Origin of the sequence: Anabaena sp. FACHB-83, from assembly GCF_014697485.1 — a bacterium.
GTDB lineage: Bacteria > Cyanobacteriota > Cyanobacteriia > Cyanobacteriales > Nostocaceae > Nostoc_B.
Genome location: NZ_JACJRY010000040.1, coordinates 32768 through 56941, shown reverse-complemented (window position 1 = coordinate 56941; position 24174 = coordinate 32768). Strand labels below are relative to the sequence as shown.

The following is a 24174-nucleotide window of genomic DNA, read 5'->3' as shown; positions in this document are numbered from 1 at the left end:
AAAGCCTATTGAGTTTTATCTGATGTGCGTTACTAAATGTTGTTTAATTGGCAAGTTTCGTGGCTTGTGGAGTTTCTGCTTGAAGACCAGTAATTTTTTCTAACTGCGATCGCTTTTTGTGCATAGGTTAGCGTCCAACCGTGATTTTTCATTAGATGGCGAGTAAACCCAAATTCATGGCTTGGATCATGTAATTTAAAATCTTGTAAACGTTGATAAAGGGCGGCTTCAAAAGCATTAAACATGAGTAGTCACCTTGATTAAAAGTATGCACATCATCGTCCATATCTAGAGATGAGTAAATATTGAGAAAGTGTAGTGAGGTGTAATGTAGCGGTAGTCAGAGATGTTAGAGCAATTTAAAAATTTGAATGCCAGGAATAGTAAGACTTTTCTTCCTGCTTATTGTCTTCTGGTACATGTCTATTGTTTTCTGGTATATGTCTAGTAAGTCTGGGCGGAGGTGAAAATCTAGTTTCAAAGCTTTATATAGCAAGGGTTATAGAATAGCCGCCATAAAGATACAACTAAATTTAGAACCAAGTTAAATGGAAAAGTAAGACTTTTGCCCTAAGCTTATTGATAATAGAATCAATCAAGCCAGAAAATGAAGTTTATCTTTTTATAGAATACTGGCTTAAAACTATTGCTGCATCTTATTTACAGAGGTTTTCGTTACCCCATCAGCTAGGAAGTAGAATGGATTAATGACATATCTCTGACTGAGTAATTGCAAATTATTTTGTTTTTCTGTGCTTTTTAATTGGCAAATATTTTATGAATTGGAATTCTTTTTTAGAAGCACTATGCAATTCTAGAGAATCTGAACTTACACCTCTGGAAATAGAAGTGTTAATGTGTTTAGGGGAAAGCCACTGTCCTACAAAAAAAGATTTATTAGACACTTACATTAAATCCTATTCGCTAATTGAAGAAGAAGCTTTTACCCAAAGGCTCAAAAATATCTATAGAAAATTTCAAATTTATGGAAAAGGATATAAGCTTCCACAACTTCATAAGTATCTGACGGAAAAATATATTCAATATCAAAACAAAGATATCTTTTTTTCTCAGATAGGTTTGAATTATATATATCCAAATTTTCCTAGGGATACCTTTGGCAAGGAACTTGAGAAATTGATTTATTCAGATAATCCAGAGCAGAAATATGTAGATATTCTTCAGACTTTTGCTCCTAATTTAAATGATTATTTTGAGCATTTAACTGAGTGCGTTAAAAATCATGTCCGAATCAGAATCTTACTTGCTTGGCCTTATTCCAATGCTGCCAAGCTGAGAGAAGATGTTCTGAGAAAATATGCTAATACTAGTATTAATGATGAACTCAATATTTGTGATTATGTAATTGCTAATTTGGAGATGCTAGAAAAAATCATCAGAATTTCCGATAATTCTCAACTGCTCAACATTAAGCTTTATGATACACTTCCTTCTCTGGCAATTTATCGGGCTGGTGATTATATGTTAGCTGCACCTTTCCTACATGGTTCCCTTGCTGTTAATACATTTCAGTTAGAAATGAAACTGAATACTTCTAATCAATTTATAACGCATACTTTACAAAACGATTTTGAATTGATGTGGCAAGTTGCTCGCCGATTTTATCCAGATCCCAATATAAATTGGAGAAATGACCTCAAAATTCTATTTACAACCTAGAAATTATGATGGAAAAAATCAATAGTTTTGAGATTTCATTGATTGAGGAATTTAAATCACATCCACTATTTATTCAAATTGATACAATCTCTTGGCAGAATTTCCTAGAAATCCTCATCCAGCGCCGCTTTTTATCACTTTCTATTGTCAATATCTACGAATTTGTGATTGATGCTCTTACCGATGAGCAGATTAAAAAAATTGTTAGAGGCATTCTAAATGAAGAATTTCCTCGTAATACAAAAGGCATTCCACTTCCTTCCCATCGAGAGTTACTTTTCCAAGATTTGCTGAATCTAGGCGCTACCTCTGAAATGATTTTAACCATGCCTGAAACGCCTCATACTAAAATGGTCAGAGATGAAAGCTATAAACTAATGGTTGGTTGTCTAGAGAAAAAGCATTTTCAACTGGGGCTTGTAGCGTTTCTGCGTTTTTGGGCAGAGGTACTGGTTTCAGTTGAGTATTCCTGTTTGTGGGAAAGAATTTCTGAACGTTTATCAAATGGACAATCAAACCACAAAATTAGATCAGAATTTTATTATTTCCACATGATCCATGACAGCAGAAACTCTGATATTGGTAAAGAAAGCTTTCTAGGTGGACTCACTCACTCTCAAGAGTTGGCAATTCACTTACAAAAACTAATTACCTCTGAAGATGCCTTACTTTACTGCATCAATATTGAAAATAACGCATACCAACTAAAATATCAGTTTTACGATCAATTCGTTGGCGATCGCCCTAATTTGTGAACATAAAAAGGAGTCAAAAGACAGAATGCAGAATTGGTGAATACTCCACCCATATAGGACTTACGCATAAAAACAAAAAATTAAGGGTTTTGGTGAGGGTGTAGGGGTACAGGGGTATAGGGTGTACTTATTCAAAATCCTTACACCCAATCTCCACAGATAATCTTTGTGCGTAAGTCCTGCTATAAAGAGATGGAGTTTAAATCTGGTATCAACCTTAATTAAATATCCAACACCAATTTAGAACTACCGGGTTGAGAAATACAAATCAACACCGAACCTTCATCAATGGTTGCGCCTGGTTCTTCTTGATAACTCACTTCCCCTTCGCGGAGTTTACACATACAAGTACCACAAACTCCTATCCGACAACTAAAAGGCGCATCAATATCATTAGCTTCGGCAAATTCTAAAATAGTGCCATCGCTCGGTTGCCATGTTAAAGTTTTACCAGATTTAGCAAAGACAATTTCTGCAAATTCTTCACCTGGAGTTGCAGCCTGAGTTGATTTTGGCGACTCAGTTTTTATCGGGTTCCCAAAGGATTCAAAAGAAACTTTATTATTAGGTACTCCAGCAGCTTTGAGTCCTTCAGTAACAGACTGAATAAATGGAGTTGAACCACATAAAAAATATTCCGCTTCTTGTTGACATAATTCCTGCACTAAAGCTGCATCAACATATCCTACACTTTGATATTTACCTGCATCTTCTGTTCTAGGACGACTGTAGCGAATATGTATATTTAAATTAGAATTTTGTTGGGCAATTTCCATAATTTCATCATGAAAAGCATGGAATTGTCCGTCTCTTGCACCATGTATAAACCAAACCTGACGCTGAGGATTCAGTCGAGTACAAGCTTTCGCCATACTGATCATCGGTGTAATTCCAACACCATTACTAATCAAGACTGCGGGGGTAGATTTATGCACATCCAGCACAAATTTACCGTTTGGTGGTTTGGCGGGAATAACTGCACCTTCTTGAATGCGATCGTGCATAAAATTAGATGCTACACCAGGCATGACATCTAATCCATTGGGTGCAAGTTCGCGTTTAATAGAAAGACGATAATATTCACTCGTTTCAGAATAATCTGACAGTGAATAAGTCCGAATTACAGGCTTATTATGTCCAGGAATATCAAGTTTAATCGTCAGAAATTGCCCTGGTTGAAAGTTGGGAATTTCACCTTTATCCTCTGGTTGTAAATAAAAAGATGTGATTTCTTCGCTTTCTTTTACCTTGCGAACCACAACAAAATTTCGCCAGTCTTGCCAAACATTGCTGTCTGCTGTGGAAATGTCGGGAGTGGATTTATCTTCACTATCTTTACCTGTGTAAACCAAGCCAAATACAGCCCCAGCCGCCGCGCCAAATAGTGAAGAATACACACCAAATTGATGGGCAGATTTATCTTTAGGGTTGGCAAACCCAATAATAATAGCAGTAGACAAAGTAACTACTGAACCAACGGTAGCTGCTGCGGCAACGCTTCTGACTAATGGATGGTTAATTCTTCCCAGACTTTCCAGCATTGTTATTTCCTACCTCAGACTTTTAGTTATGTTGGTATGTACTTGCAAAGATTCTGGTTTCAGTCATTTTTAAAAAAGATTATCAGCATCCTAGCGTTCGTTTTTATGACCTTTGGTTCTCTTTAGATTTACTTTAGAAATACCGCGTGAATTAATTAAGAATTACAAACAATTTCTGATGGTGACTAACATTTAAAACTCCCGCTTAGAGAAGACGAAACTAGCGATCGCCAGCAGCATAATACAATAAAGTACGCCATAAGCAGCATTGGTAATTAATATAGTTGCATTCGGTAAAGCCTGCATTCCATACACCGCATCGTTTTTTAAATCTAAGCGCGATAAATCTGGCAAAATCAGATACAACCCTTGGGTGATGCGTTCCATTGTGGGGTTTTGACTCAAACGCCCGAATTTAACTACATCTTGGCTAATATTCCCCATTAAATACACAGCAAAGGTTAACGTTATCGCCAGTAAAGCATTAGTGAAAACACCCAGTGTAATCGCCACAGCGTTGATTAAAGATATCTGTAAAAACAGAAAAACTGCGGCAATCACAATACTAAGTGTAGGATGAGGGATATTCTCTATTTGCAAAAATCCCAGATAAATGGCCGTCATCGTGCTGATTAACACAGCCAAAACTGCTGACAAACCCAAAAATTTGCCAGCAATAATTTCACTGCGGCTGACTGGTTTTGCAATTAACACTAAAATAGTGCGTTTATCAATTTCCTTTTTCACCAGTCCTGTACCGATAAAAACGGCGACAATTAAGCTAATGACATTAATCGCCACTATCCCAAAGTCTAAGATCATCTTGTTTTCAGTAGTCGCCGCAAATTCCGGTAGTACTCGCCACGCGATCGCCAGCACTAACGTATAAAATCCAATCACATATAAAATGCGATCGCGTACTACTTCCTGAAATACATTTTTCGCAATTACAAAAGTTCTCATCTGTTCTTAAAAGTGCTGAGTGCTGAGTGCTGAGTGCTGAGTGCTGAGTGCTGAGTGTTGAGTGTTGAGTGCTGAGTGTTGAGTGCTGAGTGTTGAGTGCTGAGTGCTGAGTGCTGAGTTAAAGATTCTAATTTTCCCCCTTTTCCTCCTTGTCCCCCTTGTCCCCCTTACCTCTCCTACTCCCTACTCCCCATTCCCCACTCCCACAAAACTACTGTTGTGGTGGTGGTGAACCAGCAACAAACTTACTGACGCGATCGCATTCTATTTCCCCGACTGCAATTTTGTCTTCTGGGTTTGTGCTTGTAATAGCTTTTTTACCTGAAGTTGCTACCGGATCAATCCGACAAGATTTTTTCAGATAATATCCTTTTTGACTAGAACTGGGGCCACGCCAAATACTCAGCAAATCTAAAACATATCCCCCTGATTTTGTATTTGCCACACGCGGTTCAACTCGCCACAAAGCTTTTTCTTCATACTTTCCTAGCTGTTTATCAATAACTCGATTACCTAAATTGCCTACTTGTAATTTGGCATCTAGTAGCCATTTTTCTACCTGTGACCAAGGTCTTTCATCAATTTGCTGTTCTACTAGTGGTTGTAGTTTATCTAAAATAATCACGCCATTTTTTGGCACTTTTTCGCTAATGTCTGTTCTTCTGACAAAGGTACTGCGCTGAAAATTATCGGCCAGCAAACTAGGATATTCTTGTAACCATTTATCCATGACAAAGTAAAATTGTATCCAGCAACTTAAAATCATACAACTGGCTACTAAAATCAGAATTTTCTGCCTGACTTCTGGCTTAGGAATTTGCGCTTTAGAATCTGTATCTGTGCCTTCAAAAAATTCGGGAATTGCTGTAATTAAAGAAGATATTGTCGGCCAAAGCACAATGGTTCTAGGCGTAATTACATCCTGCTGATTACCAAACGCAAAAACACTGACTAAAAATCCTGTAATCAATGCACCCACAGGCATAAAAGTGCCAGGAACTCTGATGGGATCATCAGTGGTATACCAAGCTGTGCCAGCAATTAAAAATAACCAGCCACAAAATGCAATGATATCTCTGATATAACCATTGGCAAAATAAGATAAAAATCCTGAAAATACACTCAAATAAATAAATGTCTGCCAAGCATAGGCTTGAGTAGGAACTAAGATTTTTTTGACCCTGGCATAGACATCTTCAAAAATTTTAAATATGCCAAACAAATCTTTAAACAAAACATTCATTTTTTCACCTCTAACGTTATAGATATGTCCAAATAACTAACAGTATTTAGCGATTGCGAATCAATAAAATGATCGTAATCACTGTATAACTAAGAGAATTGGCGATTAATGTAGCAGTCACCAAATTAGTAGTTTGCAATTTGATTCCCGGAATCTCACGGCGTAACTGTCGGCGCTGGGATGTTTCGGCAATTTCTGGTTTTTTCCAACCATCGTCTCTTAAGGTAAATACCAAAAGCTGTAACAGGACAAATTTCATTAAAAAAGTAGCAAAGAAAATAATCGAAGTCGTAAAAATTAACGTGGCTTGGGTAGTGGGAGAGCGAAAATTATTAAAAAATACATAGTTAATTAATTCCGATTTAAAGTCTGGGGGCAGCATCGGTTCTAAGATAAAAAATATTACCCAACCAATAGTTCCCGAAAAAAGATTAGTGGCGATCGCATAAAAAATACTCGTTTTTTTGTCAAACTTTAACCGCCAATGGAAAATATAAGCTTCAATCGGAATCGCCACCAGGAAAAATAATAAATTAAACAACATCACGCCAATCGGCAACAGTCGCGGCGGGTTAGGTAGGGTAAAAATGTCGTTGAGCATAGTCAGGTAGGTTTGCAGTGAAAGGGTAAGGACAAAATAGGGATAATCAGGCTGATATAGTCAATCACCAAGTCCCGTTGGAGCGGGAGTAGAGAGTGATAGAGGAATCAACAACCCGTTGGTGGGAAGCACCACCTTTGAGGGTGATAGCATGAGTTGGGTTTTCAAGCCTTCATCAATGCTGTATCCCAACTCCCGACTCCCGATTCCCTACTCCCCTGGATGTACCATCTTGGTGTGCCAGTATACCCCTATTTACCCTGTTAATATATCCTGCTAACTCTTGTATGGAAGTACCCAACCAAGATTTTTTATATCTGGAAGTGCAAGAGGTTAGGTAAGATTAGAGACTGCCACGTTACAGGTTTTTGAGAGATGACAAGGAACGGCATTGGAATTCGCACAGCACAAGCACGTTCTGAGCGACTCACAGGTCAAATTCACGTTTATGATGGTTTGGGTAAAGGCAAATCCCAAGCGGCTTTAGGGGTCGTACTGCGCTCAATTGGTTTAGGGATAAATACTCAAAATAATTACAATCGCGTTTTACTGCTGCGCTTTTTAAAAGGGCCAGAACGTGATTATGATGAGGATGGAGCGATCGCAGCCCTACAGCGTGGATTTCCTCATTTAATTGATCAGGTACGGACGGGAAGAGCCGAATTTTTTAGTGCTGAAGAAATTATCCCCTACGACCGACAAGAAGCAGCGCGGGGTTGGGATGTCGCCAAAGGTGCGATCGCCTCTGGGTTATATTCAGTAGTAGTATTAGATGAACTTAACCCCGTCCTCGATTTAGGTTTGCTACCAGTAGATGAAGTGGTACGCACGTTAAAATCCAAACCCCAAGAATTAGAAATCATTGCTACCGGACGCGGCGCACCGGAAAAATTGCTAGAAATTGCCGATTTACACTCGGAAATGAAGCCGCAACATCACCCCATCGCCCAACAGCTATTAATTGAAGGGATTGAAATTTATACTGGTGCAGGGAAAGGTAAATCAACCAGCGCCTTGGGGAAAGCTTTACAAGCCATTGGTAGGGGAATTAACCATCCCGGTTCTACTCGCGTGTTAATTATGCAATGGCTCAAAGGTGGTAGCGGTTATACCGAAGATGCAGCGATCGCTGCCTTGCAACAATCATACCCAGAAGTGGTAGATCATCAACGTTGTGGCAGAGATGCGATCGTGTGGCGCAATTCCCGGCAAGAATTAGATTATGTCGAAGCTGAACGCGGTTGGGAAATTGCCAAAACTGCGATCGCATCTGGGTTGTATAAAACGATCATCTTAGATGAACTCAACCCCACAGTCGATTTAGAACTCCTCCCAGTTGAACCAATTGTCCAAGCCTTACTCCGCAAACCCCGTGACACAGAAGTTATTATTACTGGCCGTTGCCAACAACAACCCGCTTATTTTGATTTAGCCAGTATCCACTCTGAGGTATATTGTCACAAGCACTATGCTAATCACGGCGTAGAACTCAAGCGGGGAGTTGATTTTTAAATGGATAATACTAACGTGCTGGACTTAGCAACTGGCGGATTGGCGATCGCTATTTTGCTTGGTGGTATGTTAATGATGTTCTCAACTATCTTGACCACCAAGAAATGATTACCTTACACCAATACCGCCGCTCTAGGGTCTACCCAGCTTATATGATGTTAGTACAGCTACTCCAAAGCAGGTAAATTATTCGGGTCAATGCCTTGAGATGCCAGATAAGCCATTAATCTTTCTTTTTGCTGACGTTCTTGTTCAGCGCGTTGGCGTTCTTGTTCAGCACGTTGGCGTTCTTGTTCAATTTGTTCCACAGCCCAAGGTAACAAATTACCATTGGCATCCCACCAGCGCAACCAATAACCAGTCCGGGCTTCTTTAGTACCTTGCCAAGTTCCTAAGAATAAATTCATCGACTCTACCCAATGACGACCATTTTCATCGGGTAGCTGCAACTCATAGCGTTGATTTTTCAGTTGGTAAAATTCTAATAAACCCCCATCTGGTTCAAAAATCACATAGATGGGAACTTGTAAAATCTGTTCATAGAAAAACCATCTTCCTGGCGGATAGGTGCGTTTAACAGAATATTCCCCGCCTTCGGTGTCAGAGAGAATTTCCATCACGATCGCAGGTACTTCACCTTCTAAATTAGGAGTATAACTTTTGCGATCGCTGAAAATTTGATTTACTGCTGGAACATAAACCCAATCAGGTGCTTTTAAAATCAATTGTCCATTGACAGTTGCACAAAGACCAAAATTCGAGGCTATCAACATCTGTGGTTGAATAAAACCGCTAATTTCTAGGCTTTCACGCAACGCACCAGCCAAAATTGGCTGATTGGTATTCTCCACAGGTTCATCCTCTAATTGATAATCATTGGGCAATGCTTCCCAAGAGATTACCATGTCAGTAGGCGATTTAGCTGCACTGAGTTGGGTTGCCATAACACAGCATCAATATTAGTTTCTTCTTATGTTACCCCTCCCAGCACGAAGATGATGCGATCGTACTTAGAAACGGGTAGATGCCAAGTTCAAAATATCTCAATGAGACTTCTTGGATTTTAAAATCTAAAATCTCAAAAAATTTTCAAAAAACAAGAAATTATCTGATTGAAGGAATAGGTGCTTTTAAGAAACGAGCAGCAGAAATACTACGAAAATGTTAAATTTCTTTGAGGATAAAATGTGATCTGAACGCCAGAAATTCTGGAAAATGCTTTTATTTCTATTAGATTCTTTTTTTTAGCCTAAAAGAACTCTAACCAACGGGAAAAGCATTATTTAGAGACTCAATTAAATCTCTGCGTCCACTACCACGATGAGGTGCCGGATTTTCTGGCTCATTTGATTTGGGCTTAGGTTTTGGTTTTGCTGATAACAACATTTTGCCTCCTGTATCACCAATTAGCATATATGAGCGATTTAAACTGTCTGAACCGTTAAATACCAAAGAACCGAGAACCACACTAGAAACTAAAAGCGAAAATGTAACACGCATGGCAGATATTTCTTGTGAACTCTTATATTCACTGCTACTGAGTTTCTGAATGTGTATCCGGAAAGTTTATAAAATAGTATTCTGTTTGACAGAAAGAAATTGAGTTTGACGTTAGGTAACTACTCCTGAGTCCAAGAGATACCAGCATAACCAATCATGTTCATCGCCAAGAGTGGGTATTAGGACTTACGCAGTAAGACGAAATATCAAGGGTTTAAGGGTGTATATATCTAAAACTCTTACACCCCATACCCTTTCACTCACAAGTGTAGGTTTTTAACAGAGTGATGAGTAGCGACACTAAAAATCACGATTTAATCAGAGTTCCACCCCTTCACACCCTTACACCCCTACACCCTAAATCAAGGTTTTTGGGGCATAACGTAAAAAACCTACACCAGTCAGATACCCTTTCACCCCTATAACCAAACTCCACAGACAATCTTGGTGCGTAAGTCCTAACTTTAATTGTTAGCTACAAGCTGTCAGTTGGGTAATTCCAGAAATTGAATGATTCAATTTACAAAGTGCAAGCAGGCTCTTTCTCCCCTAGCTTACTCATAGTTATGGAATATTGATTGGCTTTGGAAGTTCCTGGATGAACGCGGATGGCATATATAGCGGTTCTCGTTCCAGTGAGGTACATTTCTCTAGCCTCTTTTCTCCATCTACTTGTACTGCACTCAACCGAGAAACGCTATATCAAGCTGTAAATTGTATACGTACGTATATTTAACTAAAAAGTTAAAATTTTATCTTATATAAAGTTTCAATCAAAATCAGCCAATAGTTATCGACAGTATAGGTGACTTTGTTTTACTCTAAAAACACAAAACATCACCTAGCTCTATTACTGGTATATAAAAGATTTTGCCTATCAAAATATTCAGTAAATAGCAAAGCTAAAAATTGATGTGGACTATATTTATTTACTGAGTAAAAAATCGAACTAAATTAATCGGGTGCAGACTACTAAATTGTTAAAAATAGCTATTTGTGGAGAATTTATGTCATTTTTAACCAAATATCGAGCTAATAGTCAATTATTGTTAACTTTAGGGTTAATGATATCGGGATTATTGATATTACCCAACCCAGCAAAAGCGGTTACACTTACGCCTCTAACATCACAAGATGCTAACCCAGGCTTTGATGACACGGACTTTAATTTACTCCTAGACCAAGGAGATTTTAAGGAGTTGTTTGTTGCAGAAGCTCGAATTGGTAACAATGGATTTGGTGGCAACGGTGAGCGGGAATTAGGGATTAATCGAGATGTGAGAGCAAATGTAAATCCAGGGCAACCTGTGGCTAAAGCAGATTTAGTCTGGGGTAATGGTAAAGTTTGGGACTTTAGTTTGGAATATACAGGTAGTAAAGTAACTTACAAAGTTTTTGATACTTCCCAAACTTTCCAATTAATAACTCAAGAATTTAGCGGTGCTGTCACAGATATCTTTATCCGCACCTTTGCTAATAAAGGTAGTGGTAACAACCTTCAAAACGCTGTTTCTTTAACTAATTTAGTTCTTAATGGTACAGCGTTAGGCAGTTTAGCATCGGCAAGTACAAATACTACAAAAGACTTAGATTATCTCCATCTCACTGGTCTTGCTGCACCCTTTACACTAACTGGTAAAACAGCATTTAGCTGGGTTGGTGCAGCACCTAGTCGTTCTAACTTGGCCTTCCAAATCAAAGTCGGTACTTCTCAATCAGTTCCAGAACCTAGTACTCTTGCGGCTATCTTCTTGGCGACTATGACAGGTGCAGCAACTTTAAAAAAACAAAAGATAGCTGCTCAAAAAGCTTAAATTGATTATGTAATTTAGGCTAATCAAGATTGTCTGTAGAAATTGGGTATAAGGCAATACGGTTCAGTTAAGAGAATAGTAAGGTTGGGTGTAGCGATCGCTACACCCAACAAAGTATCTTAACTTGAGCCAAGTGGCTTGTGTATTTATCCAAAACCCTTTCACCCCTAAACCCAATCTCCACAGACAACCTTTGTGTGTAAGTCCTGGGTTGATTACAACACCTCGCGCCCCAAATAAGGTTGCAGTGCTTCCGGTATTAAAATTGTCCCGTCTGGTTGTTGGTAATTTTCCAAAACCGCAGCCATAGTACGTCCAATTGCTAAACCGGAACCGTTGAGGGTATGGACAAACTGTGTACCTTTTTTACCTGCTTCCTTAAAACGAATATCAGCTCGTCGTGCTTGAAAGTCTACAAAGTTAGAACAGCTAGAAATTTCGCGGTATTTGCCAGCCGAAGGTAGCCAAACTTCTAAATCGTAGGTTTTGGTTGAGGAAAATCCTAAATCGCCAGTACATAAATTTACTACCCGATAAGGTAGCTTTAATGCCTGTAAAATTGCTTCGGCATTACCCACCAATTTTTCTAGTTCGTCAAAGGATGTCTCAGGCTGGACAAATTTTACCAGTTCCACTTTGTTAAATTGATGCAGGCGAATTAACCCCCGCATATCGCGGCCATAACTGCCAGCTTCCCGACGAAAACAGGGAGTATAAGCACAGTGGTAAATAGGTAAGTCTTCAGCAGCGAGAATTTCCCCACGATAGAGGTTTGTCACGGGTACTTCTGCTGTGGGAATTAGCCACAAATCATCATCAGCACATTTAAAGCTTTCTTCAGCGAATTTCGGGAGTTGACCGGTTGCTGTCAGTGAGTCAGTGTTAACTAACAATGGCGGACTAACTTCTATATATCCTGCCTGAATTTGGCGATCGAGCATAAATTGAATTAATGCTCTTTCTAGTGCTGCTCCAGCCCCAATTAAGCTAGTAAAGCGACTTTGGGCAACTTTAACAGCACGCTCAAAATTGAGAATACCTAGTTTTTCGCCAATTTCCCAGTGCGGCAGAATGTTGGGGTTTTGTGGAATATACTCATCACCCCAACGGCGAACTTCAACGTTATTTTCCTCATCTTTGCCAACAGGTGTAGAGTCACTCGGTAAATTGGGTAGAGCGAGTACCAGCCTGTGAATTTCAGCTTTCAGTTCTTTTTCTTTTGGTTCCAGTTCACTCAACTGAGCTTTAATGGAGTTACCTTCATCACGCAAAGCTTGAATTTCTGGGTCTTGAGGATTAACACCAGATTTGATCTTCTGACCGACAAGTTTACCAATTTCGTTACTCCGAGCTTGGAGTTGACTGCGGCTCATCTCCAGTTCTCGTTGTTGCTTGTCTAACTCTAATATCGGTTGAATGTCATAATTACCGCTACGACCGTTCAACCGCTCTTGCACTAATTGGGGATTTTCCCGTATTTGCTTGATATCCAGCACAGATTTTTCTCAGTTTTTAGCCTAGAATCTTCTTGATCAATACAGTTAACATACAAGGATTCAGCATATATTAATTTTGGCTGACTAGAACTGAAAAATCATTGTTATTTTAAACTATTGGCGCGGCAAGGCTAAAGTAGTGCATTAGATTGGAAAAATTAACCGCAGATGGACGCGGATGAAATTGATTGTTTAATACAACATTTGAGGCTTACAGCGTTTTTCATCCCAATGGGGTACATTCATCTAGTCTTGAGCATCCTAGCCTCTAACCTCTATACCCCTCCACTACCAATACGGTTCGGTTAACAAATGTATCTGTTGAGGTGAGCAGGGGGGCGGAGGAGCTTCAGGTGCAGGGGAGAGCGTACCTTCGTTCCCCCTTTCACCCCTGCATCCCTGCACCCTTGCTTGCCTACACAAGTAAGTTTCTTATCCGAACCGTATTGCCTCCACTACATATATTTCAAAAATCAGTTTAAGGAACTACCAGTTGGTATAGTTGTTTTGTCCCTAATGGTGTTAACACTGAAGCTTCTACTTTGCGGTTAGAAGGTAAAGGCAAAGTAATATCAAATCTGCCATTTGAATCAACATTTTGAGGCTGTTGATTAATTGACAGTATATTTACCGGATCAATAGTACCAATAATCTGGACTTGTCTATCTCTAGCTCGAAGTTGACTCACATTCAAACGAGTATCTTCTCGCAACGGGACTGCTGGTGAGGGTGGTTGTCCAGGGATAGTCAGATTTTGAAATCCAGCTTTTACCAGTACTGCTTGTCCTTGAGCAGAGGTGGCTACTGCTCCTTTTTTAGTTCCAACACCCATTTTACCGTCATTTTGAACACTCACACCAAACTCTGTGCCTCGGACTCCAGCAATTCCCGCCGGGGTTTTAATTTCCACACGAGATGTATTATGAGTTAGGGGGCGAACTTGTAGGTTTACTTGGCCAGACAAGACTTGTAATTGTGTAATGCGTTGGCCTTTACTACCTGTTTCCAGCTTTTGTACAGTTACAGTTGTGTTTTCCGCAACTTTAACGAAACCCGCACCTGTGTCAATTCCCAGCACTACACTAGAACTTTGTTTAGTGGTGATGGTATCACCGACTGATTTTAATCGCATTCCATTGCGGACTGCTTGAGATGTTTGTCCACGGGAATAAATAACTTGTCCAATGGGGCGGCGTACTTCTAGCCATTGATTGCTCTTGACTTTTAGTGGTTCAGATGCTAGGGCATGAAAAGCAATAACTAACCCAACTATAACCACCATCAAACCTGCCCACCAAGCTTTCATAAAACTTTCTACCTTTACTCAATGGAAATAGACGACTCTGGCATCTAAACCGTGGGATCTTAGTACAGAAGATAAGCATTCCGCTTCATACCTCTTTGCAAAGCCGCCGGCATAGACATAAGCACCAAGCCTATGCTGTGCTAAAAATGCGTCGGTAACATAGCGTCTGACAATGTTTAATAACCGCTCTGATTCACCGGGAACTACTACTACGTAAGGATGATTTGGTACTTGTCCAATGACGATAACATCACTCTGTCGGAAACTGTCAACAGAATTTCTAACTTCTGACAAGCTTTGAGAAATACATGGGGATGGTTGTGTCCAACCCTTACATAACAGTGTGTTTGCTAATACAGTTATGACTATTCCTACATTTAAATATCTATTCACGTACTTTTAGATAGCTAAGGTATCCTCATCTCCTGATTTTCCTAATTTTTCACCAATTAAAAACTGGTGGTCGAAGACTATATATGACTAATGTAAAGTTTCAAGTTTATATAGGAATACGGTTTGATTCCTGAATCTAGTTATGTAGGTAGGGAGTAGGGAATGGGGAGTAGGGAGTAGGAAAGACGGCTGATCTGGGTGTACTGATTTTTTTCATAAATCAAATATGAGTCCTATAGTATTGCTTTTTACTATTTATCTGTATGATTAACAGGGCTTTGCATCTTAGTCACAGAATAAATCATAGTCAGTGTTTGCCTTCCGCGCAGTGTTAATTCTTTTAATTTTTGTGTATAAAAATTATCTTTGACTAGATGGTGTGTTGTCTCACTAATTAAGATGCTATGAGGATTGCCTTCTTGCGTATTTTTATTGAGTTGTTCCAAACGAGCCGCAATATTTACAGCATCTCCTAGTACAGAATAGTCTAACCGTTGAGATCCGCCAATACTACCAGCAACTACTAAGCCTGTATGAATACCGATGCCAATTTGAATAGCAGGCAGGCCAAGCTGTTGGAGTTCTTGATTTAATAGTATTAATCTTTCTTGCATGGCTATAGCCGCAGAGACGGCATTAATGGCATCTTGCTGAATTTCTTCGGTTTGAGTGTGAGGAAAGGGAATGCCAAAAACAGCCATAACGGCATCACCAATGTATTTATCAATTACTCCATGATGCTTGTGAACACATTCAGCCATTGCTCCCAGATAAGTATTTAACCAGTTGAGTAACTCTCGTGGTTTCATATCTTCCGAAATTGTGGTAAAGCTGCGGATATCGCTAAATAACACCGTTACTACCATTTCTTTGGCATCTAGTTGTCCTTTTTGGAAAATTTCGTCACGATTTTGCCAGATTAATCTAGCGGTATCTTGAGAAACGTGACTAGCAAATAAACTCATTAATTGTTGTTTTTCTTTTTGTTCTTGCCACTGCACACTTAAGCCTGCCAAGAGAATAGTACCAATGGGTGCAGCAGTGGGTATCCAAAGATTAGCGATTGTCAGGACTAATACTGATAAACCAAACCAAATTAGGGGTAGTAGTCCTAGTAGCAAAATTCGTTGGTAAAATTTTTGGGAAGTTAGTAAGATGCTTACGGCAATACTGATAAAAAGTAGTAGCAACAGTTCAAATTGCCAGGGGACTCTTCGCAGAAACCGTTGGTTGAGTAGGTTATCTAGGACTGCGGCGTGTAGATAAATACCAGAAGTAGGTGCTGTTTGTAGGAAGGGAGTTTTGAGAAAATCGTTTGTACCAGTAGCAGTTAACCCAACTAAGACAATTTTGTTTTGCAGTTTGGCTATATCTATTTTTTTCTGTAAAACATCGGCAAAGGAATAGGTGAGGATTTTTTCTGTTGGTTCTACCCAGTTAAGCCAGACGGATTTTTTGCTCATTCCTGATTGCAGAGATGGAATGGTAATTAAGGATTGTTGGCTTTTATTTGTGTTTGCGGTGAAGGTGTGCTGTAGAGTATTGTTGTAGGTTTCTAGTAGCTTGATGCTTAAAGAAGGAACGTGATCGATGTAGAGAAAAAAATGCCGAGTGATGCCGTCAAAATCAGCATGATTGACTATGTGTCCTATGCTCGTGACACGCTCGAAAATTTCCACAGGATGCAGGGTTTGTTGCTGTAAACTAGGGGCGACTGCTAAGACAACTGTACCGTTAATTGCCATTGCCTCTGCTAGTTTAGCATCATGATTTGTGGGTTCGGTAAACAGAATATCAAAGCCGATCGCGGCGGGAGGGGTAGCCTCTAGAGTTTCTAATAATTGAGTATAGCGATCGCGCGATAAGGGAAACTGCCCATATTGTTGTAAAGTCCGATCATCAATACCAATTACGGCTATACGTTGATCCCAACTAGAATGCGGTAGATAGTTACGGGTGCGAAATATTAAGTTAAATCCTAATAATTCCAAGCTATTCCAAGCACTGACTTGCCATAATCCCACTGATAAGAATGCAGTCAGCATCCCCGGAAAAAGTGGATATTTTTCTAAGATAGAATTTTTGAGGGATTTGTAAGCATTTCGGAGAAATTGTACTTGGAAGTTTAAAGCCATTTTATGAGAGTCTTGTCAGAGATGTTTTGATCATATTGGTATTTATAGGACTCATATTTGATTTGGGAAAAAAATCAGTACACTCAGATCAGGCTTCTTTCCTACTCCCGACTCCCCATTCCCTACCTACACAAATAAATTCAGAAATCAAACCGGATTCCTATATCTGAGTTGAGAGCTTGAGAAACAGAAAAGAAAGTAGAGACGTTGTATTGCAACATCTCTACTTTGTTAAATGATTAAGGATAAAGACCGCGATCACTCAATGCCTGTGCTACTCTTCCTACACCCAAAGTATACGCGGCTAACCGCAGAGGAACTTGGCGCACTTTGGACTGTTGCATCACTTGACGGTAAGCTTGCACCATCAAATGTTCCATTTCGCGGTTGACTCTTTCTTCATCCCAAAATAGGTAAGACAAACCTTGCACCCATTCCAGATAACTCACCACCACACCCCCAGCATTAGCCAAAATATCTGGTAGCACAGTTACACCCCGTGCTTCTAGAACACGGTTGGCTTCTAGAGTTACAGGGCCGTTAGCGGCTTCGGCGATAATTTGCGCCTGTATTTGATGGACATTCTCTGCTGTAATTTGGTTTTCTAAAGCAGCCGGAATCAAGACATCGCAAGGTAAAGTCAGTAATTCGGCGTTGGTGATAACTGTAGCGTTGGGGAAACCAGCCAAATGGTGACGATTTTCGGCGGCGTAAGCTTTTAAAGCGGGAATATCCAACCCATCAGCCGCATATACCCCGCCTGTCCCGGTGGAAACTGCTATAACTTTCGCGCCTGCTTGGTGAAGTAGTTCAGCTGCTGCACCACCAACATTACCAAAACCTTGAATAACAACTCGCACTCCTTCTAAGGTTCTACCTTGGTCTGCTAAAGCTTCCCGCACAATAATCATTGTGCCGCGTCCGGTGGCCTTTTCTCTACCAAGGGAACCACCCACGGATAGCGGTTTACCAGTCACAACCCCTGGGACAGCATGACCAACATTCACAGAATAAGTATCCATCATCCAAGCCATTTCACGGGCAGAAGTACCCATATCTGGCGCAGGGATATCTACGGAAGGGCCGATATCTTTAATTAATTCGCTGGTGTAACGCCGGGTAATGCGTTCTAGTTCTCCCACACTATATTGTTGTGGATCAATGGCAATACCTCCTTTCGCACCACCATAAGGAATACCCAACAACGCACATTTCCAAGTCATCAACATAGCGAGTGCGGAAACTTCCCGCAATGTGACCGCCGGATGATAACGAATCCCGCCTTTGTAGGGGCCTAAAATATCAGAGTGTTGTACCCGATGTCCTGCTAATACCCGTATTTCGCCATTATCTAGTTTCACGGGAATGGAAACTGTGACAACCTTGCGCGGGTGGCTGAGAATTTCCAGTACACCTTGGTCTAACCTTAATTCTTTGCCGGCGGCTTCTAAGTAGCTACAAGCTTGATCGAATGGGCATATATGGGCTGGTGTAGCAGCTTCCAGAGGCATTGTCGGTGTTGCAATCATAAAAGTTTCTCCTCATCGCGGTATCTTTGCGAACTGGATACATATATGCCTAGCTTATCCTCTATATTCAAAAATGAATTATTTTCTGTAGTTTTTGTTACAATTTTATTTTTTGTTAAAAAAAGCACAGTTCTGGTGAAATGTGCTTGATCAACAGTGAAGAATCAATATTTAAACATCAGGGATCAATTGGGCAGAATACTTCAGAAGTGAAGTGACCATGAAAACCATAGGGGATGTGATGTTTGAGGTGTAGACGAGCGATCGCACCTTTGGTTAAATCACTAGCATCTAAAATTACCACATCTGAACGGTGATGAGCCGCATCATAAACTAAAGTGAGTATCCAACCATCATCTTCTTGTTCAGCACCAGGACGGGGTACAAAAATTGGTTCGCCCACAAAACCACGGGGTGCATCACTCCACAGTTGTTTTGCTCCTGTTTCTAAATCGAGTTTGAGAATTGCTTGTCCAGGAGCATGTCCCGTCTCTGCATGAGCCGCAGCTACATACACATAGCGATAATAACGCCCAACTTTACCGGGATTTACACTCGGAAATTCACAACTATGATTTGTGATTAATTTCTTTTGTACCGTTTGACTATCAAGATTCAGGTGGAACCGCCAAATATTACCGGGGGGAAACTGCTCAAAATCAACTTGGCGAAAATCACTGGCTGGTTCTAGTTCGGGAAAATTTTCATAGCAAATAGTATCAATAAATATTTCATTTCCCACCTCAAAAGCATTAGCATGATGGAAAATAAAGCCTGCTTGAGTTTCTAAAACTTGGATGTTTTGTTGTCCCTCTTGGGGAGTTCGGGGAATTACTAAAATCCGCGTCGGCTTGTTGGGTTGAAACTTGATACTTTCTGCGGCACTACTAATACCCAAGGTAAATAATAGGGGATTAAAGGTGACAGGATTTTGAAAGAATATATAGTAATTGGGTGTAATGACAAAATCGTGAATAAAGCAGAAGCCAGGAATAGTGTAATCATACTTTTTCAGAACTTTACCAACTTGATTAAGTTCAAAAACACTCAGTTTAGTTGATAGTCCTGGGTTGCTGGAAAAATTCACCAGACAAGGTACGCCACCATCTTGATAACTACTAGGGTCAATGCGGGGATGGGCGCTAAAGGGTTGACGCTCTGATAATAAATCGTGAAAATTTTCTCTTCCCAAGGTTTCTAGTGTGTAGGGGTCGAGGCGATAAGGGTCTTCACCTTCCCACAATGCTAAAAGTTTTTCTGCCCAATAAATAACGCTGGTGTTGGCAGTATTCTTAATTTTGAAATCGAAAAGATTCGCTAACCAACCACCGGGTTTTTGAGTGCCAAATGCACCGCGATATAAAATTTTTCCGGCTTTTTGTTCTGCTAAATAATCATCAGTCTGCACAAAGAGATTACGAAAATGAGCGCGACCTTGATTGAATGTAATGCGGCTAATCATCCCATCGCCATCAATGGGGTGATGAATACGTTGTCCATTGATCTCCAACAATCCAGGGCCATTTCTAAAAAGTGTACCTTGGAGTTCTAGAGGGATTTGTCCTTCTATCTCATCAATCCAATAGTCATATTCTTGGGGTAGGGATTCATATCCTTTCTGCCAATCTTCAAGTGTGTAGGATTTTTGTAATTCTTGATTTTTTAAATTTTGCATAGTTTTGATTTTTTTCACGCAAAGGCGCAAAGGCGCAAAGAGATTTTTATTTGTAAGAATTCAGGAGTCAGAAGACAGAATTATAAATTCATTATGATTCTGCTATGGCAATCCTATCTGAGTTGTGAAAAAGTATTTTTTTTAACGAACCGCAAAGGGCGCAAAGGACACAAAGAAAGAGATTTCACAAATTATTTAGGATTGCTATAGATAGAAATGCTAATCATGGATATTATTAATTAACAAACTCCGATCAATTCTGACTTCTGGATTCTGAATTCCGAATTCTGATTTTATTCAATCACTTGTGATTCTTGTTCTGGGAGTATTAAATTTTGAATGAATGGTTCGCTGTTAGTTGGTAAGTTTTCAGTTTGGGTGTTGTCTTTTGGTAGCCAATTAAGAAATACTAGTGGTAACAAGGTGCTGAGATTGGTGATAGTTACCAAAATCCACAGTGAGTCAAAGTTACTCTCGGTAATACCCAGCCAGTGCATGATGATGGCTCCAAATTCATAAGAGACCATCCCGGCTAAGTTAAAGACGGACATTAATAAGGCAAATAAGGTTGCTTCGACTCCAGGGGGGCAAAGTCTAGCGGCTAATACCAATACTGGCATATAGGCGATTTGTCCCATTACGGTGAGGATGAGGCTATCTCCCAAACTGAACCAGTGGTCATCTATACCTAAAGCTCGGTTAGTGTGAGTTACCAAAAGCAGCATTGTCATGCCTAAAACTGCTGAAATTACGGTACTCCAACCAAATATGAGCCGGAATGAAACGCTTTTGAGAAAACGTTGAAAAATCCAAATACCTAATAAGGAGGCGAGACTTGTAACTAGGCGGACTCTGCCTAAAAATTCTGGTTCAAAGTGGAGTTCGTTGGTACTGAAGTAGAAAAAGGCTGATTCGGCGGTTGGGGTAGCTTGTAAAATAAAGACAAAAGCTGCTGGTAGCCAAATTGTTTTTTGGCTGACTGCTTGGCGTAGTTGTTTAAGTTGATGTTTGATACTTAGGTCTTGAGTGTTATTAGTATCGTTAGTTTCTTGATTAACGGGAGATTCAGCAATAAACCAAGCCGCCACAGAGACAATTAATGGAAAAGAAGCTGTAATAAAAAATACTGTGCGGGTGGTGAAATGTTCGAGCAAGATACCACTAAAGTATGCTGTTACTAAACCCCCAACAGCCGATGCGCCCCAACATAAAGATTGTAGTGAGCCTGCATCTGCTTGGGATTCGACTCTGGCTCGTTCGACAACCAGGGAATCGACTATGACATCACTGACAGCTATGGCTAGGGAACTGAGGGCGATCGCGGCGGTTGCTGCCCAGCTACTATGAACTACTGTGGCCATACTCAACCAGGCAATAGCACCTAATATCCCAGACAATACTAAATATGGGCGGCGACGATAACCAAAAATCGGCAAGCCATCAGACATAAAGCCAAATAGCGGTTTAATCATCCAAGGTAAGGCGACAACGCCAAATAATGCTGATACCTGCGCCGGACTCAGCATTAGTTCATCCTTGAGGAAAAAGCTAACAGCTAAACGCGCCAGTCCTAAAATCCCTTGGACAAAGTAAACGCTAAGAATAGCAATTAACTCGGCACTGGGTTCATGGCCGAAGAAGATTTTTTCGGTTATCGAGTCTTTGACCTTGGACAAGCCAGACGAGTCAATGAGCATTTGATAAATATTTTTTAAGTTTTGTCTACTTTTCTATAATATCGATTTCTTATGAATTGGGGAGTAGGGAGTAGGGAATAGGGAGTAGGAATCAATGATTAGCATTAATGCTGGATTCCAAAACTGCGATCGCTTTTGGTGGTACAGATGTAAAACGAATTGTCACCAGATGTTCGTCAAGGTCAGATTTTTTCATGACTTTGGCGTAGATAAATTCTTCTGTGGTGAGTTCGGTATTGAGTAATTTCAGTTTCAGGTTATTTAAGACTTCTAAGGAATTGAGCGATCGCATCTGTGCAACCTTGGGGGAAAGGCTAATCAATTCCCCTGGAAATGCTGCGCCAACGGCTTGTTTACCTTGTAAAATTGTATACTCGACTAAAACTGGCTGAGTTAAAGTCACCATTTCCCCATCTTCGTTGGGCAGAAACAAATTATATTGCCCACCAACACCGTGAACTTCATAAATAGTGACTGATTCTCTGATGCCTTTAGGCTGGATTTGCATTTGGTTGCCGATGTGTAATTCAATGTTGGCATCTTTGAGGGTATTTTCGGAAATTAAAACTTGTCCCCCAACTGTATAAGTTTCGACACGAGAAGCCAAGTTGACATGGCTACCAACAACTGTATATTTAGCGCGTTTTTGGGAACCGATATTACCAGCAACAACCTCACCTGTATTAATTCCAATACCCATTTCTAGAATTGGGAGATTCATTTTTTTATTATGTTCATTGACTTGCTGCATTACTAATTGCATGGCAATTGCACAAGCGATCGCTCTTTGAGAATCATCAGGACGATTCACAGGCGCACCGAACATCACAAAGATCCCGTCACCCATAAACTCATTAATCGTACCTTTGTACTGATTAATCACATCAGTCATTGCCTCTAGGTAATAATTGAGAACTGACACCACTTGTTCAGGTGGTAACTGTTCCGACATCGCAGAAAAGCCACGTAAGTCAGAAAAGAGCAGTGTGACTTTGCGGCGATCGCCACCGATGTTTAAGCCGGTGGGATTTTCCAGTAAATTAGCCACTACCTCATCAGTCAGGTAGCGCCCAAAGGTTTTCCGCATTCCATTGGCGGTTTCTGCAATGTAGTAAGTAACTGCGATCGCTGAGGTAGCTAATGCTAAAAATGATGGTACTATCGGAATCCACCAACCAGCTAAAAAAGCTGCAAAACCTGTCCCGACTAAAGTCCCAGTCGTTAACACCACATTAATAGGTAAGCGGATTTTTTGATGACTATTGTGGCGTTGTACCCAACATAAAGTTGCACCTGCGATCGACCAACTCAAAATCCACAAATATTCTAAAGGCTCAGGTAAACTCTGAATTTGTGGACGACCATCAAGAGCAGCACTCAAAATTTGACTGATCAAATTTGCATGAATCGTCACACCAGCCATTCGCTCTGGGATGGCAAACACAGTACTACTATATGGTGTATAAAATAAATCTTTTAAACTTTCAGATGTTGCACCAATCAATACCACCTTATCCCGCAGCAAATCTGGTGGAATTTGATTGGTTTGGACTTGGGTTAAAGAGACTCTCTGAAACTTTTGGATTCGTCCTCGATAGTTGAGCAGCACTTGATAACTACCAGCATTCGCCCGAATATAACTGCCATCATTAGCTTCAAAAATGGGAAAAATCCCTTTACCCAACTGTAAATAGTTGGGGTTATTTGCTGATGGTTTCTCGGTAATTCCTTCAGGCTTTAAATATAACAAAGCCAGCTTTAGGGCAAAACTTTCTAAAACTTCGTCATTTTTTAAATTAACGTAGAGCAATCCACGTCTAATTCTGCCATCAATATCTATCGGTAAATCATTAGAACCAACTTGATTGCGTTGCTTTAATACAGGCGACGCATTCACAGCCGAACTATCAACAGTATCAGAAACTTTTTGGACTCCAATAATATTAGGTGTCGATTTAAATACCTTAACTAAAGCTTGATGACCAGGATTAACAGGTAAATCACGATAAATATCTAAACCAATCGCCCTGGGTTTTTGTTGCTTGATTTTCTCTAATACACTAGCCAAAGCAGTATCAGTCATAGGCCATTGTGTTTGCCGACGGATATCTGCTTCATTAATTTCTACAATCACAATGCGGCTATCAACTGCTTCTGAAGGACGCATTTGGAAAAAATTATCCAACGTCACTAACTCTAATAGTTGCAACCAGCCCATCAACCTTAAGCCAATCACTAAGGCTGTCATACTAGGAACAGCAAATAAAACACCCCGCCATTGCCAAATTTGCGGCTTAAGTTTTGACCACATCATAATTTTAGGTACTGGGTAGA

General features: G+C 40.2%; 19 protein-coding genes. 4 read left to right on the top strand and 15 right to left on the bottom strand.

Going from position 1 to position 24174, the window contains the following annotated elements:
* Positions 1–32: 32 nt before the first annotated feature.
* Positions 33–245: a hypothetical protein gene (locus tag H6G79_RS28870; RefSeq protein ID WP_190595100.1), complete on the bottom strand. Its 213-nt coding sequence runs from the start codon at positions 243–245 to the stop codon at positions 33–35.
* A 532-nt stretch (positions 246–777) separates the two neighbouring features.
* On the opposite strand from H6G79_RS28870, the gene H6G79_RS28865 reads away from it, so the two are divergent.
* Together H6G79_RS28865 and H6G79_RS28860 are read left to right on the top strand one after the other, a co-directional pair.
* Positions 778–1680: a hypothetical protein gene (locus H6G79_RS28865; RefSeq protein ID WP_190595101.1), complete on the top strand. Its 903-nt coding sequence runs from the start codon at positions 778–780 to the stop codon at positions 1678–1680.
* 5 nt (positions 1681–1685) lie between these two features.
* Entirely contained in the window at positions 1686–2435 is a 750-nt protein-coding gene (locus tag H6G79_RS28860; RefSeq protein ID WP_190595102.1) for a hypothetical protein, read from the top strand.
* A 221-nt stretch (positions 2436–2656) separates the two neighbouring features.
* Here H6G79_RS28860 and H6G79_RS28855 read toward each other — a convergent pair whose 3' ends face one another.
* The 4 genes from H6G79_RS28855 to fraC form a co-directional block, all read right to left on the bottom strand.
* Positions 2657–3976, bottom strand: coding sequence for a 2Fe-2S iron-sulfur cluster-binding protein (locus tag H6G79_RS28855; protein ID WP_190595103.1), 1320 nt, complete (start codon positions 3974–3976; stop codon positions 2657–2659).
* 192 nt (positions 3977–4168) lie between these two features.
* Complete coding sequence (locus tag H6G79_RS28850; RefSeq protein ID WP_190595104.1) at positions 4169–4939, bottom strand: ABC transporter permease; 771 nt, start codon at positions 4937–4939, stop codon at positions 4169–4171.
* 211 nt (positions 4940–5150) lie between these two features.
* The gene (fraD, locus tag H6G79_RS28845; protein ID WP_190595105.1) at positions 5151–6182 is read right to left on the bottom strand and encodes a septal junction protein FraD; all 1032 of its coding nucleotides are present in this window, start codon (positions 6180–6182) and stop codon (positions 5151–5153) included.
* A 46-nt stretch (positions 6183–6228) separates the two neighbouring features.
* Positions 6229–6783, bottom strand: a complete 555-nt coding sequence (gene fraC / locus H6G79_RS28840) for a filament integrity protein FraC (protein ID WP_190595106.1) — start codon at positions 6781–6783, stop codon at positions 6229–6231.
* Between the two features lie 375 nt (positions 6784–7158).
* Here fraC and H6G79_RS28835 point away from each other — a divergent pair, with 375 nt between their 5' ends.
* Entirely contained in the window at positions 7159–8295 is a 1137-nt protein-coding gene (locus H6G79_RS28835; RefSeq protein WP_190595107.1) for a cob(I)yrinic acid a,c-diamide adenosyltransferase, read from the top strand.
* Positions 8296–8462: 167 nt separating this feature from the next.
* Here H6G79_RS28835 and H6G79_RS28830 read toward each other — a convergent pair whose 3' ends face one another.
* Together H6G79_RS28830 and patX are read right to left on the bottom strand one after the other, a co-directional pair.
* The gene (locus H6G79_RS28830) at positions 8463–9239 is read right to left on the bottom strand and encodes a Uma2 family endonuclease (protein ID WP_190595108.1); all 777 of its coding nucleotides are present in this window, start codon (positions 9237–9239) and stop codon (positions 8463–8465) included.
* A 316-nt stretch (positions 9240–9555) separates the two neighbouring features.
* Positions 9556–9795 (bottom strand): heterocyst-inhibiting protein PatX, encoded by a 240-nt coding sequence (patX, locus tag H6G79_RS28825; protein ID WP_190595109.1) that lies wholly within the window; start codon positions 9793–9795, stop codon positions 9556–9558.
* Between the two features lie 1007 nt (positions 9796–10802).
* On the opposite strand from patX, the gene H6G79_RS28820 reads away from it, so the two are divergent.
* The gene (locus H6G79_RS28820) at positions 10803–11609 is read left to right on the top strand and encodes a choice-of-anchor W domain-containing protein (protein WP_190595110.1); all 807 of its coding nucleotides are present in this window, start codon (positions 10803–10805) and stop codon (positions 11607–11609) included.
* Positions 11610–11824: 215 nt separating this feature from the next.
* Here H6G79_RS28820 and serS read toward each other — a convergent pair whose 3' ends face one another.
* The 8 genes from serS to H6G79_RS28780 all read right to left on the bottom strand — a co-directional run bounded on the left by serS (position 11825) and on the right by H6G79_RS28780 (position 24154).
* Positions 11825–13105: a serine--tRNA ligase gene (gene serS, locus H6G79_RS28815; protein WP_190595111.1), complete on the bottom strand. Its 1281-nt coding sequence runs from the start codon at positions 13103–13105 to the stop codon at positions 11825–11827.
* A gap of 478 nt (positions 13106–13583) precedes the next feature.
* Positions 13584–14411, bottom strand: a complete 828-nt coding sequence (locus tag H6G79_RS28810) for a FecR domain-containing protein (RefSeq protein ID WP_190595112.1) — start codon at positions 14409–14411, stop codon at positions 13584–13586.
* Between the two features lie 18 nt (positions 14412–14429).
* Complete coding sequence (locus H6G79_RS28805; protein ID WP_190595113.1) at positions 14430–14804, bottom strand: hypothetical protein; 375 nt, start codon at positions 14802–14804, stop codon at positions 14430–14432.
* A gap of 251 nt (positions 14805–15055) precedes the next feature.
* Positions 15056–16939: a CHASE2 domain-containing protein gene (locus H6G79_RS28800; RefSeq protein WP_190594145.1), complete on the bottom strand. Its 1884-nt coding sequence runs from the start codon at positions 16937–16939 to the stop codon at positions 15056–15058.
* Positions 16940–17178: 239 nt separating this feature from the next.
* Positions 17179–18468, bottom strand: coding sequence for a Glu/Leu/Phe/Val dehydrogenase (locus tag H6G79_RS28795; protein WP_190594144.1), 1290 nt, complete (start codon positions 18466–18468; stop codon positions 17179–17181).
* 178 nt (positions 18469–18646) lie between these two features.
* Positions 18647–20143, bottom strand: a complete 1497-nt coding sequence (locus tag H6G79_RS28790; protein WP_190594143.1) for a carotenoid oxygenase family protein — start codon at positions 20141–20143, stop codon at positions 18647–18649.
* Positions 20144–20436: 293 nt separating this feature from the next.
* On the bottom strand, positions 20437–21840 hold the full coding sequence (locus H6G79_RS28785; protein WP_190594142.1) for a folate/biopterin family MFS transporter: 1404 nt from the start codon (positions 21838–21840) through the stop codon (positions 20437–20439).
* 91 nt (positions 21841–21931) lie between these two features.
* Positions 21932–24154 (bottom strand): CHASE2 domain-containing protein, encoded by a 2223-nt coding sequence (locus tag H6G79_RS28780; RefSeq protein WP_190594141.1) that lies wholly within the window; start codon positions 24152–24154, stop codon positions 21932–21934.
* Positions 24155–24174 lie beyond the last annotated feature (20 nt).